This window comes from Paenibacillus sp. cl141a (assembly GCF_900109305.1).
GTDB classification, from domain to species: Bacteria; Bacillota; Bacilli; order Paenibacillales; family Paenibacillaceae; genus Paenibacillus_AQ; species Paenibacillus_AQ lautus_A.
In genome coordinates this window covers 207461-221116 of the sequence record NZ_FNZO01000005.1, presented here as the reverse complement: position 1 = coordinate 221116, position 13656 = coordinate 207461, and the positions used below count along the sequence as shown (strand labels likewise).

The window sequence follows — 13656 nt, the reverse complement described above, 5'->3', positions numbered from 1 at the left end:
CAACGAAGTCTTCGCACGCCCTTGCCGGTTGTTCTCAACCGGCCTAGGGAGAAGAAGGCTTTTTTGCATGCCGGATTTTCGGCCCGATATTCACCCGCTGTTCCTTGCGAAAAAATCCTTGCCTGAAATGGAACGTTCTGGTATGCTATTGTCCTTCTCTCATTTTTGCCTTGTCTGAAGTGGATGGGTCCGCCATCTAAAATGCTTATCGGAGGTGCTTCATGGTTTATTTCACATTGGCTTCCAAAGCCTATGCCCGCAATTTGCAGTACCGCGGCGCCCACATGGTGCACAATGTCGCCAGTGCGATGTTCGGCTTCATGTATGCCTGTATCTGGCTCGGTCTCGGCGCCGATTACGCGCTCGGAGATTACGGAACGCAGGGAATGGTCGGCTACATCGCCTTTACGCAAGCCGCGCTCTGGGTTTCCAGTTTCGTCACGAATGGCCTCGGCATTCCCCAAGCCGTGCGAACCGGCCATATTTCCCTGGATTTGATGCGTCCCGTTCATTTGTTCAGTCATTTGATGGCCAAGGAGTGGGGGCAAATCGCCTACCAATTCGTTTACAAATCCATCCCGATCTACCTGGTGTATTATGTTGCCTTCTCGCTGCAGCTGCCTGGAAAAGCAGTCACCTTTCTCTACGTTGCCATTGCGCTCGCAGGCGCCGCCTACTTATCGATTTGCATCAACTATCTCATCGGCGCATCGGCATTATGGACAACGGAGTCGTCTTGGTTGTATTGGGGCAACCACGCGATGATCAATCTCCTAGCCGGTTTCTTCATTCCCATCGAATGGCTGCCGGGCTGGCTTCAGACGATTGCCTGGTGGTCGCCGTATCCGTACCTGCTCTATGTGCCGACCCGGATCTATCTGGGCTTCGATGACGTTTCCCATCTGTGGGGCACGTTGTCATGGTGCGTGCTGCTGTCGCTGGCAAGCCTGCTGGCTACCGGCTTCCTAAGGCGGAAAGTGGAGGTGCAGGGAGGATGACCGTGAGATCCTGGCTATCCCTGTATGCGCTGCTGATCCGTACGAGCATCAAAAGCCGCATGCAGTACAAATTCAATTTCATCCTGGCTTCGTTTCTTGCCGCATTGATCCAAATTTCCGAGTTTCTCATGGTCGCCATCGTCCTCTACAAGTTCGGAGCCATTCAGGGCTGGTCCATGCATGAAATCGGGTATTTGTTTGCCGTCATGACGCTGTCGAAGACGCTCTACCGGACGCTTGCGGATGAAGTGCATCATCTTGAGAGATATCTGGTCAACGGGGAGCTTGACCAGCTGCTGACCCGCCCCATGCCGGTGCTGCTGGCGCTCATGCCGCAGAAATTCCGGATCATGCTGGGCGAAGTGCTGCAGGGCGGATTTCTGCTCTGGTGGTCGCTGCATGGCATGATGGCGGCAGGTCAGGTGGGATGGAGCGCGGTGCCGCAATCGCTGTACATTATCGTCACGGGTGCCGTCATCCTGTTCTCGATCGGCCTTGCGACCGCAACCTTCGGTTTTTGGACGACCCGGATCACCGAGCTTCAGAACCTGACGGAGGATGCGGCCCGGACGGCGGCCCAGTACCCGCTCACGCTGTATCCCAAATGGATGTCGTCGATCCTGCTGATCGTGGTCCCGGTGGGTTTGGTCAATTATGTCCCGTCGCTATACATACTTCGGGGCGAGCTCGGAGCCTTGGTGCTGCCTGCATTGGCTGGAGCGGCCCTGTTATGTCTCATCTTAAGTCTGAAATTCTGGCAGTTTGGTTTGACGAAATATCAAAGTACAGGGAGCTAAAGGAGGAATGCGTCCATGATTGAAGTGAGCAACATACGCAAGGAGTTCAAAACGCCGGTCGTGAAGGAGGGGCGCTTCTCCGGGCTGCGAACCCTGTTTACGAGAGAATACCGGACGAAGGAAGCCGTAAAGGGGATCAGCTTTCATGTAGAGCCGGGGGAATTCGTCGGTTACATCGGTCCGAACGGCGCCGGCAAATCCACAACCATCAAAATGCTGACCGGCATTCTCCACCCAACCTCGGGCCGCGTCTCGATCGGAGGTTTGAATCCGCACAAGGAACGGCGCAGCGTCGTGAACAATCTGGGCGTCGTATTCGGTCAGCGCAGCCAGCTGTGGTGGGACTTGCCGGTGAAGGATTCCTACGATATTTTGGCGAAAATGTACAGCGTGGATCAGGCTGACAAGGAGCGCAGACTCGGACAGTTTGCAGAACTTCTGGATTTACGGGCGTTCTGGGAAACGCCTGTGCGCAAGCTGTCGCTCGGGCAGCGCATGCGCGCCGACCTCGCGGCCGCGATGCTGCATGATCCGGACGTGCTGTTCCTGGATGAGCCGACGATCGGCCTGGACGTGAACGCCAAGCGGAACATCCGCCATTTTCTCAAGCTGATCAACGAGCAGTTCGGCAAGACCATCCTGCTCACGACGCATGACATGGATGATATCGAACAGCTCTGTAATCGCGTGATGGTCATTAACAACGGCGAGCTTTCTTATGATGGAACGGTGAAGTCCCTGCGCGAGACGATCGGGCTGCCTACGGTCATCACCGTGACCTTCCGCGGACCCTTTGTTATCCCTGAGCAGTTTCAAGGGGAAGGCAATCTTTCCGTCCCGATCCGCGTGACAGGTTCTCTGGATAACACCGTCACGATTGAGGTGAACCGCCGCGAGATGAACACGCTTGATATTTTTAAAGAGCTGGGCCGCTGGGGCGAGCTGGATGATATCGATATGGAAGATCCCGATTTTGAAGACGTGATTCATAAGGTATACTGACAAAAACAGGAGAGGGCTTCAAATAGGAGCCCTCGTATCTCTCCAATATTGCTAAACTACCAGTAGATTTTTTAATCGAACTTGGCTATAAAGGCGATCTGGAGGACTTCAGGTCATGATGTTATGGAAGTTTTCGGAAGGAGCGGCCTGGTCATACTGGACATCATGATCCCAGGATCGGATGGCTATACGATTGGACAGCGGTTCAAGCAGCGCCGTCCGGATGTGCCGATTTTAATGCTGACTGCCAGAACGCCGATAGAGGATAAACTGCAAGGGCCATCCTTTGCCGATGATTACATGACCAAGCCGTTTCATCCCGACGAGCTGGCTGGTGCACTCAGGTGCTGTTAAGGCGTTCTGGTTCGATTGCTTCGGATAACCTCCAGGTGAACGCGTTCAGTGGGCCCCGATGCACGCTGCCCAAGATGCAAGCCCGAATGGAAGAGCATGTCACTAAATAATCGGAAGTAATATTTGGGATTGCACATTTTTGGTATCTTTATACAATATAATAGGATATACACCGAAAGAGGAGCCTGCAGGAGGTTCCTCTTTAATTTGGGTGCAAATGGACATAGAGGAAGTATAATATAGAGATAAGGCGAAAGCTGCCCCGGCTCTAATCATACGAGCCCAAGAAACCGAAAGAATAACATCTACATACAAAGGATGAGCCACCATGAAGTTGATGAAGCGGATCTGGTTCCGTATCGGTAACCATTACAGGAAGAAGCGGGATTTTGAGCAAGCCCTTAAATATATGAGAAAAGGCGAGAGCGCCATTACAAGTTTTAATGACAAGCTGCACTATGCGGAACTGCTGCACAACAGCGGCTATTCGGATGAGGCCGTAGCTTATCTGGGACGCGTGATCGAAACGAGCGGCAGCCATCGCGCGTACGAGCGGCGCGCCCACATTCTGCGCGAGCTGAACCGGGAGCGCGAGGCCATCGAGGATTTGGATGAAGCGATTCGATTGAATGCGGACAATTATATGAATTGGTATACCCGGGGCATTGCGCACAAGGATTTGAACCAGTACGACGAGGCGATCCGGGATCTGAAGGAAAGCATTAAGCGAGAGGACGACAGCACGGTAATTTCGACCTACTATGAGCTGGGCATGGCCTATTACGAGAGCCGGAACCCGGCGGAAGCGGCGCACTATTTTCGTTTAAGCATCCAGAAGCCGGAGCGCGCCATTCCGATGTATTACTACATGCTGTCGGTGTCGCTGGATCTGATGGATCATGTGCAGGAAGCCGTAGGAGTCCTGCAGGAGGGAATCCAGCTGGCTGACCGGTATGAAGCGGAAGCGGATGGCGGATATGCGCTGTTCGCGGGAAGCACCAACTACAGCTATGGCGCATTCCAGACGTTTCAGCGGCAAGTGCGCGAGGCGTATTCCTTCCGGAAGCCCATGGCGGATCTGTACGTTCAGCTGGGGGATTTGGGGCAGGCCGAGCACTATCTGTCGGAGGCCATTGAACGCTATCCGGATGCGTACGAACTTTACTTAAAGAGGGCGGAGGTCTTGAACCGGTCCGGCAGCAAAGCTGCGGCCAAAGCCGATTTGGAGTGGGCGATCGAGGCGGAACCGGACGATTACCGCGCTTATTTCGATTTGGCTCGTATCTACCGCGAGGATGCCCGGGAAGAGGAAGCCTTCGAGCTGATTTCGAAGCTGTATGCGAGACAGCCGGATTCCCCGCTGGCTTGCTACTGGATGGCCGACTGCTACTACCGGCTGGGTCGCCAGGAGGAGGCGCTGGCGATCAATGACAAGCTGCTTAAGCTTGAGCATGATGACGCGCCCAATTATGTGCAGCGTGCCGATATTTATATGGAGATGAACGATCTGCCGTCTGCGGAGCAGGCTTTGAAGGAAGCGGCCGCGCTCCAGGACGGGACCGAGATCCGCAACAAGCTCAGCTACGTGCTCTATCTTCAAGGACGCAACGAGGAAGCGCTACTGGAGCTGCAGGAAGCGGTTAAGCAGGAGGAAGCATTCTCCGAGCACCCGACGTACCTGGCGGCCAGCGGTCATATTTACAAGGAGATGGGCATGTGGGATCTTGCCATCGATGCGTATTCCCAGGCGATTCAAGCGCATCCGTCCAATCCGCGATTCTATGAATTCCGTGCCGTTTGCTTCGTGGAGACCGGCCAGCTCGAGCGGGGACTGGCGGACTGCGCTCAGGGGCTCAGCTTGAACCCGGGGCAGGGAAGCCTGTACAGCCTGCGAAGCGGAATTTATTATTCGATGGGAGACTACGCGCGCGCGAAGGAGGATACGCTGCAAGTGCTGGAGCTTTCGCCGGGTCATCCCGGGGCATATTTCAGGCTGGGGCAGATTTATTACAAGGATCAAGACGAAGATGCGGCATTGGCTGCATTTGACGAGGTGCTGAAGGTGGTGCCCGAGCATGCCGAGAGCTATCTGTACAAAGCGCATATCTATTACGGCCAGTTAGAGCATGAAGATGCGGTGCAGGCGATCGTGAACTGGAGTTTGCATCTTCAGAAGGAGATGCCGGCTGCGGAGAAAATCCAAGCCATCGAAGGCCTGGAGGGTTTTGAGGAAGGTTTGCTGGATAAGGCGGTTGAACGCTTAACGGGCATGTATGGACATCAGCTTTATCTATCTTGAGAGCATGCACTTTCTGGCAGTGAGCAAGGGGTGTCACATTTTGTCTAAAATTATGGTATGATTCAATTGTTGTTGCAGCATCATGTGCTCGCAGGCGGTATCGCCACGCGGGCTTTCTTCATGTGGCAAGGAGGGGGATTATAGGATGATCTCGCTGCAAGAGGTCAGTAAAAACTTTGGCAACGGCACGGACCGTTACCTGGCAATCGATGCCGTCTCTCTCGATATTGAAGAGGGCAGCATACACGGCATCATCGGCGCAAGCGGAGCCGGTAAATCGACGCTGCTGCGCATCATGAACGTACTGGAGAGACCGGACGCCGGCAAAGTCTCGGTGAATGGGCGGGAGCTGACCGCCCTTGGCGGCAGGGAGCTTCGGGAGGCAAGAAGGTCCATCGGCATGATCTTTCAGCTGTTCCAGCTGGTCAGCAACCGGACGGTATGGGGGAACGTGTCCCTGCCGCTTGAGCTGGCAAAGGTACCGAAGGCCGTCCGTGCGGAGCGCGTTCAGGAGGTCCTGCGCTTTGTCGGGCTGGAGGATAAAGCGAAGTCATATCCTGCTCAGCTTAGCGGCGGCCAGAAGCAGCGGGTAGCGATTGCCAGAGCTTTGGCCAATTCGCCGACCGTCTTGCTGTGCGATGAGCCGACGTCTTCCCTGGATCCGCGGACGACGGCGGATATTCTGGATGTGTTAAGACATATTAACCGGACGCTGGGGGTTACGATCGTCATTGTCTCACACGAAATGGACGTGGTGAACGGCATCTGCGACCATGTGTCCGTGATGGAGGACGGCCGCTTGACCCGAACGTACCGTAATAGCCAACAGGATGGAGTGGTTCCTCAAGATACCGGAACTCCAACTAACGGTGCTGGAGAAACGGGAGGATTGGGGCTTCTATGAATGACATTATTCAATACGTGAACGATTATTTGGCCTATGTCCTCCAGTATCAGCATGAAATATGGCGGGCGATTGGCGAGACGTTCATTATGGTGGGCATTTCGATCGCTGCTGCTATAATACTGGGTCTTCCGGTCGGAACACTGCTATTTCTGTGCCGAAAAGGACAGCAGTATGAGAACCGGCTATTGTTCTCCATTCTGAATGCTCTGGTCAACGTTATACGGTCATTTCCGTTTCTGCTGCTCGTTGTTGCCATGATTCCGGTCACAAGGTGGATTGTCGGTACATCGCTCGGAACGGTGGCCGCTGCCGTGCCGCTATCCGTCGTAGCGGTAGCCTACTACTCCAGATTGGTTGAGCAATCCCTGCTGGAGGTGCCGAAGGAAGTGATGGAGGCCGCCGCTTCCATGGGGGCCTCCACGATCCAGATGATATTCAAGTTCCTGTATGTGGAGGCCAGGTCGGGCCTTGCGCTCGGACTGACAACCTCCACGATCAGTTTTATTTCGTATTCCACGGTCATGGGGATCGTGGGCGGGGGCGGCGTCGGGGATTTCGCGATCCGCTACGGGTACCAACGATTCGAGGAAGAGATCATGACGTTTACGATCATCATCATGATCATTCTGGTACAATCGATCCAGTTCGCCGGGAACCTGGCCTCCAGGCTGCTGGACAAAAGAAAAGTATAATTGCGGTTTTGAACGTGCTTGCACAGATTCTATTTTTTACCTGGAGGTAACCTAAAATGAATAAAAAATTATCGCTGCTTCTGCTGACCCTCATGCTTGCGCTTGCGGGCTGCGGGCAGCAGCCAGCCAAGGACGAAGCCCCGGAGAGCGTGGTGCCCGAAGCGAAAGAAGAAGTGACGCTGAAGGTTGCAACGCTCATTCCGCCGATGACGGAAGTGCTTGAGCTGGTGAAACCGATGCTGAAGGAAGAAGGCATCAATCTGGACATCCGGATTCTGTCCGATAATGTGCAGCCGAACAATGCGCTTGCCCATAAAGAGGTGGATGCGAACTTCTTCCAGCATGTACCGTACATGGAAGAGTACAATGCGAACAACGGGTCGGAACTGGTTCCGGTCACGCCGATCTATAATGCCGTTTTCGGTGCGTACTCCAAAAAATACAAAACCATCGAAGAGCTTCCGGACGGCGCAACGATAGCCATTCCTAACGATCCTTCCAACATCGGCCGATCTCTGGTGATGTTTGAGAAGAACGGTCTGATCAAGCTGAAGGAAGGCGTCGGCATCAAAGCGACGCAGGCCGACATCGTGGAGAACCCGCATCAATACAAGTTCACCGAGGTGGATCTGCTGATGCTGGCCCGTACCCTCGACGACGTCGATATGGTGGCCATGACGCCGGCCTATGCCAAACCGCTGGGACTGACGCCTAAGAAGGATGCCCTGGTAACCGAAGGCAACGACTCCGATTTCACGATTACACTGGTGGCCCGCAAGGATAACGTGGATTCCGAACCGATTCAAAAGCTCGCCCAGGCGATGACCAGCCCCGAAGTGAAGAAGTTCTTCGAGGAGAACTATTCCGAGATCGCGTTGCCGGCTTTTGAATAAATCAACGTTTCATTTTGGCCATAGCCTGACCGTTCCCCTGATTTTCGGGGAGCGGTTGTTTTTTTGAGCGCAGGCAAATATGGTATACTCTTGATGGATTTGAGAGAGGGCATCTTACATACCATACGTATTGGAGTTGAGAATTTATGAAAAAAGAAGTAATCGACAGACTCATTACCTATGCGCAGATGGATACGCAATCCGATGAGAACAGCCATACTTGTCCTTCTACGCCCGGACAGCTGACGCTGGGCCGGCTGCTGGTGGACGAACTGAAGGGCATCGGCATGCAGGAAGTCACCATGGATGAGAACGGCTATGTGATGGCCACGCTTCCGGCTAACACGGATAAATCCATCCCGACCATCGGCTTTTTGGCCCATATCGATACGGCGACCGATTTTACGGGTGCCGGCGTCAAACCGCGGATCGTCGAACAATATGACGGACAAGACATCGTTTTGAATCAAGCGCAGAACGTGATCCTCTCCCCGCAAGATTTTCCGGAGCTGAGCGGTTACAAAGGACATACGCTCGTGACAACGGATGGCACGACGCTGCTGGGAGCCGACGATAAAGCGGGCATTGCAGAGATCATGACGGCAATGAATTACCTGATCCAGCATCCGGAGCTGAAGCACGGCAAAATCCGCGTGGCCTTCACGCCCGACGAAGAGATCGGCAGAGGACCGCATAAATTCGACGTGGAGGCCTTTGGCGCCAAATATGCGTATACGATGGACGGGGGGCCGCTAGGAGAGCTGCAATATGAAAGCTTTAATGCGGCAGCCGCGCTCGTGACTTGCAAAGGCAAGAATGTCCACCCCGGAACGGCCAAGGGCAAAATGGTCAACGCGGCGAAAATTGCTATGGAACTGAACGGCATGCTCCCTGCGGAAGAAGCGCCTGAACATACCGAGGGGTATGAAGGCTTCTTTCATCTCACTTCCATCGAAGGCGATGTGGAGGTGACCGAGCTTCGTTATATTATCCGCGACCATGACCGGGAGCTGTTCGAAGGCAGGAAGGCCAAGCTGGCTTCCATCGTCGAAGTGCTTCAGGACAAGTATGGAGCCGAGCGGATCGTGCTTCAGATGAAAGACCAATATTACAATATGCGGGAGAAAATCGAGCCGGTCAAAGAAGTGGTCGACATCGCGCAGACCGCAATGGAGAAGCTGGGAATCAAGCCGATTATCGAACCGATCCGCGGGGGAACCGACGGTTCCCAACTGTCGTACATGGGCCTGCCGACACCGAACATTTTTACGGGCGGGGAGAACTATCACGGACGATATGAATACGTGTCCGCCGACAACATGGTACTGGCCGTCCAGACGATTATCGAGATTGTGCAGCTGTATGAGGCGCAGGCCTAAGTTAAAAGGCAGTTGGTGTTATTTAGAGAAGAGCTCCCGGCATGCATGCCGGGAGCTCTTTTCATTTGCAGGATCATGTTGTATTCGAGCTTTTTTCCAGGCTGTACTTATATTCGCTGGGGGTCATGCCTGTCCATTTGCGGAACTGCTTGGAGAAATAGAGAGCGTCGTTGAAACCGACGGAGGAGGCAATTTCATGGATGGAGAAAGATGATCTCATGAGTGCTTTGGCCTTCTCGATGCGTACCTTCATGAGGTACTGCATGGGCGAAAGGCCCGTATGCTGTTTGAACATCTTGGACAGGTGGGCCCGGTGATAGCCGAGTGCCTTCGCCATCTGATCTATGGACAGCTGCTGGTGATATTGGGTCGAAATCCAGCGCTCCGTCTGTCTCACGCCCCGCTCAATATCCGGCACGTCATTGGAGTTCGACGGAAGAAACTCGCGGTTTAACATCGCCAGCTTATGGAGCAGCAATCGGAGCCACCCGGAAGCCTGAAGATCCTCCAGCCAAGGGTGATCCGATTGGTTAAACCCGAGACGCAGATGACGGTACATCTCGGCCAGGGCGTTCAGCTCGGTTTCTTCCGTGCAGCGGATAATCGGCCTGACGGGTGTAACGCCCATATCAGCCAGCAGCAGGTTGGTGCCTTTCTCCTGCAGAGCCACCCAGTTGTAGTGCCAGGGGTTCCGGTCGTCCGCTTCATAGCTGAACAGAACGCCGGGAAGGATCACGAAGGTATCGCCTGCCCGGCAGTGATGCACCTTGCCAGCGCATTCGAACACGCCTTGGCCAGCCAGGACGGTGTGAATAAGGCAGTAATCATGGATGATGGGCCCGATTTTGTGGCGGGGTACGGGCGTGCCTTCGCCGCTGAACAGAATGTTCAGGTCATGGCCGCCGGGCGAAGGGTTCATGCCAATCGCGTAAAGGGTATGGTCCGGCAAAATGGACATTTTATTCGCTCCTCCTTAAACGTGTGCGATATCGATTCATGATGAGGATATGGGTTAGAGTTAGATTACATAATCGCACGACAAATGTCCATATGGCACTTGTTTTGCTCCATATTCAAAAAAGGCCGATTATCTTATAGTTAGTCATGTGAAAGCGTATTAATTTATGGAGTTTAAGGAGGGCATTTATTGATGTCTAAGATTACATTCATCGGAGCAGGAAGTACCGTATTTGCCAAAAACGTCCTGGGTGATTGCATGCAGACGCCGGCTTTGCAGGGATTTGAACTTGCTTTGTTTGATATTGACCCCGTCCGTTTGAAAGACTCGGAGAACATGCTGAATAATATAAAGAAGACCAGCGGGAGCACCTGTGTCGTAAAATCATACGGCGACCGCAAGGAAGCGCTTCGCGGAGCAAAATACGTCATTAACGCGATTCAGGTTGGAGGTTATGACCCGTGCACGATCACGGACTTCGAGGTTCCGAAGAAATACGGGCTAAGACAAACGATAGCGGATACCGTGGGAATCGGCGGGATATTCCGCAACCTCCGTACCATCCCGGTGATGCTGGATTTCGCGGCTGATATGCGGGAGGTTTGTCCAAACGCCTTATTCCTCAACTATACGAATCCAATGGCAGTGCTGACCAATGCCATGAACACGCTGGGCGGCGTTCAAACCGTAGGTCTGTGCCACAGCGTTCAGGCATGCATCCCGCATCTGTTCGATAATTTGGGAATAGACAAGGAAGGCGTGCAGGCCAAAATCGCCGGCATCAATCATATGGCATGGCTGCTTGAGGTAACGAAGGACGGCGTGGACCTGTATCCGGAAATCAAGAAGCGCGCGGCGGAGAAGCAGAAGGAGAAGCACCATGATATGGTCCGTCTCGAGATGATGCTGAACTTCGGTTACTACATTACCGAATCGTCCGAGCATAACGCCGAATACCATCCGTATTTCATCAAACGCAACTATCCGGAGCTGATCGAACGCTTTAACATCCCGCTGGATGAATACCCGCGGCGCTGCGTGAACCAAATCGAGGGCTGGAAGGCGATGCGCGAGGATCTGGTCAACAACCAGGATCTGAAGCACAACCGCTCCCATGAATATGCCTCCTACATTTTGGAAGCAATCGAGACCGATGTGCCGTTCAAAATCGGCGGCAATGTGATGAATACGGGACTGATCACGAACCTTCCGAAGGAAGCCTGCGTCGAGGTTCCGTGTCTGGTCGATGCCAGCGGCGTGACGCCAACCTATGTTGGCGATCTGCCTCCGCAGTGTGCCGCGCTGAACCGCACCAATATCAACACCCAACTACTGACGCTGGAAGCCGCGGCAACCGGCAAGAAGGAGCATATCTATCATGCGGCGATGCTGGATCCGCATACGGCTGCCGAATTGTCCATGGATGACATCAAGAGCCTGTGCGACGACTTGATCGAAGCGCACGGAGACTGGCTTCCTAAATACCAGTAAGGAAGAATGGATGAACGAAGTAACGCAAGGAGCAGGGGATCCTCCCCGCTCCTTGCGTTTTTTTGAAGCGCAAGTGGACAGGCCGATGTTACACTAAACCTAATGATGATTCGTTTTGACTGTCACTTTATGTAAACTGCTTAAGCAGATATATGGAGGTGCGGTATGAAGCTGAGGCTATTTAACCAGAGGCTATTTATGTGCCTGCTGTTCCTGTTTACGGCAGGATGTGCCCGTGATGTAACGGTGTTCGAGTCTGCGGTTTATTCGCTGGGAGACGACAGGATTACCGTGGATTGCTCCAACGAAGTGAATCGTAACCGGAAGAATCATACGGACGAGGGGTACCACTGTGAGGTGCTGGTCACCGAATCGACTTCCCTGAAGGCAAATGGAGGAGAAGCTATCACGCTGGATGAGCTAAAGGAAGGCGATCTTATCCGGATCACGTTAAAAAAGCCCTTGAACATAAGCAAAAACAACAGAAGTTTTGAGGCCAAAGTAATTATGCTGCAAACCCAATAAAAGAGAGACGTCTTTCGCTGCGAAAGACGTCTCTCTTTTTCGTAAAACGGACCACGTGCGTCATCGCTTACGGGCTCAGTTTCGCGCGCGGGAGCGTGATGAGAAACACGGTTCCCGATCTTGGCGAGCTTCGTACCGAGACACTTCCGTTCATGGCGCGGATGGCTTGATAAGAGAAGGTGAGCCCAAGTCCGGTGCCGCTCATTTTGGTGGAATAGTAGATCGAACCGAGACGGCTTAGCTGCTCGGGGGTCATGCCGATCCCGTTGTCCTTGATTTCCACGGCCACCTGATCCGTTTCTTCAAAGACGGTAATGTTGACCATGCCGTTGGCGACGTCTTTGCACGCCTCGATCGCATTCTTGATAAAGTTGACCAGCAGCTGCTTGAGCTCTGCGGGACTCCCCGAAATATAGAGATTAGACACGGGAGAGTCCGTGCTGAGGGTGACGTTACTCATATTGGCATATGAAGTCATAAGCTCAACGACGGACTTGATTTGGGCGGTTAGCTCGATTCGCTGCTGAAACGGCAAGTGAGGCTTGCTGATCGAGAGGTATTCGGACAAGATCTGTTCGGTTCGGCGAATTTCCTCCATGCTGATTTCTAGGAATCGTTCGGTTTTTTCCGGAGGGAACGTGCCGCTTTTGATCAATTGCAGGAACCCCAGCACGGTGGTCAGCGGATTGCGGACCTCATGGGCAAGGGAGGCGGCGACATGATTTACGGCTTCGGCTTTTTCATTCTGGATATATCGCAGATAAAGCTCCTTGTCGGATACGGACTTGTTAAACAGGGTCACGAGAAGCCATATCCCGAGCGAGTTATGAACCGGCATGGCAAAAATATTAAAAACAAAGTAATTCATGATGTAGTCGGGTTTGGTTATATAGAGTACCAGGAGCGGAAGAACCGAGAAGCTGATGCCGGCTATAAAAATGATCCATAATTTGTGTTTGCTTCGGTGATACAGGAATGACAGCAGAACGGACAGCGGGAACGTAAAGATCAAGATGATAATGGCGTCGATCATGCCGGATCCGCCAATGTACAGCCTGTAGATCAGAAATTCCACGAGCAGAATTGCCCCTGTCAGGAACCCTCCGAACAGCATGCCGAAGAACATAATGACATACCGCACGTCAAAGATCAGCCCGCTTTGGACAGACGAAGCAAAGGTCATGGACAGCAGCATGCACAGCGAACAAATGACCATGATGAAATTACGGGAATAGTTGACTGTCAGTTTTCTGTAATAGATGTTGTATGCAACAAAAGGCATCAATGCAAACAACAGCTGCAGCAAAACATCTTTGATCACAGGCAGTAGGCCCACCCCTTTGAAGAGTATCGGATCGTCC

At 53.2% G+C, this 13656-nt stretch carries 12 protein-coding genes and 1 pseudogene; 11 read left to right on the top strand and 2 right to left on the bottom strand.

Features of this window, described 5'->3' with window-relative positions; genetic code table 11:
- Window positions 1-221 precede the first annotated feature (221 nt).
- From BMX45_RS16370 to pepT, 9 genes and pseudogenes are all read left to right on the top strand, one after another.
- Entirely contained in the window at window positions 222-998 is a 777-nt protein-coding gene (locus BMX45_RS16370; RefSeq protein WP_090910594.1) for an ABC transporter permease, read from the top strand.
- Window positions 995-1795, top strand: coding sequence for an ABC transporter permease (locus tag BMX45_RS16365; protein WP_090910593.1), 801 nt, complete (start codon window positions 995-997; stop codon window positions 1793-1795). Before BMX45_RS16370 ends, BMX45_RS16365 begins: the two co-directional genes overlap by 4 nt.
- A gap of 15 nt (window positions 1796-1810) precedes the next feature.
- Window positions 1811-2797, top strand: coding sequence for an ABC transporter ATP-binding protein (locus tag BMX45_RS16360; protein WP_090910592.1), 987 nt, complete (start codon window positions 1811-1813; stop codon window positions 2795-2797).
- A 147-nt stretch (window positions 2798-2944) separates the two neighbouring features.
- Window positions 2945-3130, top strand: a pseudogene (locus BMX45_RS16355) (response regulator transcription factor); the annotation flags it as partial.
- 349 nt (window positions 3131-3479) lie between these two features.
- Window positions 3480-5450, top strand: a complete 1971-nt coding sequence (locus BMX45_RS16350; protein ID WP_090910591.1) for a tetratricopeptide repeat protein — start codon at window positions 3480-3482, stop codon at window positions 5448-5450.
- A gap of 145 nt (window positions 5451-5595) precedes the next feature.
- Window positions 5596-6354 (top strand): methionine ABC transporter ATP-binding protein, encoded by a 759-nt coding sequence (locus tag BMX45_RS16345; protein ID WP_090910590.1) that lies wholly within the window; start codon window positions 5596-5598, stop codon window positions 6352-6354.
- Window positions 6351-7049, top strand: a complete 699-nt coding sequence (locus tag BMX45_RS16340) for a methionine ABC transporter permease (RefSeq protein WP_090910589.1) — start codon at window positions 6351-6353, stop codon at window positions 7047-7049. The genes BMX45_RS16345 and BMX45_RS16340 overlap by 4 nt, the downstream gene beginning before the upstream one ends.
- Before the next feature lie 56 nt (window positions 7050-7105).
- On the top strand, window positions 7106-7942 hold the full coding sequence (locus BMX45_RS16335) for a MetQ/NlpA family ABC transporter substrate-binding protein (protein ID WP_090910588.1): 837 nt from the start codon (window positions 7106-7108) through the stop codon (window positions 7940-7942).
- A gap of 146 nt (window positions 7943-8088) precedes the next feature.
- Window positions 8089-9321 carry a peptidase T gene (gene pepT, locus BMX45_RS16330; protein WP_090910587.1) on the top strand — a complete coding sequence of 411 codons (1233 nt, stop codon included), beginning with the start codon at window positions 8089-8091 and terminating at the stop codon, window positions 9319-9321.
- 73 nt (window positions 9322-9394) lie between these two features.
- On the opposite strand, the gene BMX45_RS16325 is transcribed toward pepT, so the two are convergent.
- Window positions 9395-10279: a helix-turn-helix transcriptional regulator gene (locus tag BMX45_RS16325; protein WP_090910586.1), complete on the bottom strand. Its 885-nt coding sequence runs from the start codon at window positions 10277-10279 to the stop codon at window positions 9395-9397.
- 192 nt (window positions 10280-10471) lie between these two features.
- On the opposite strand from BMX45_RS16325, the gene BMX45_RS16320 reads away from it, so the two are divergent.
- Both BMX45_RS16320 and BMX45_RS16315 read left to right on the top strand, forming a co-directional pair.
- The gene (locus BMX45_RS16320) at window positions 10472-11770 is read left to right on the top strand and encodes an alpha-glucosidase/alpha-galactosidase (RefSeq protein ID WP_090910585.1); all 1299 of its coding nucleotides are present in this window, start codon (window positions 10472-10474) and stop codon (window positions 11768-11770) included.
- Window positions 11771-11935: 165 nt separating this feature from the next.
- Window positions 11936-12295, top strand: a complete 360-nt coding sequence (locus BMX45_RS16315) for a hypothetical protein (RefSeq protein WP_090910584.1) — start codon at window positions 11936-11938, stop codon at window positions 12293-12295.
- Between the two features lie 67 nt (window positions 12296-12362).
- Here BMX45_RS16315 and BMX45_RS16310 read toward each other — a convergent pair whose 3' ends face one another.
- Complete coding sequence (locus BMX45_RS16310) at window positions 12363-13616, bottom strand: sensor histidine kinase (protein ID WP_254778100.1); 1254 nt, start codon at window positions 13614-13616, stop codon at window positions 12363-12365.
- Window positions 13617-13656 lie beyond the last annotated feature (40 nt).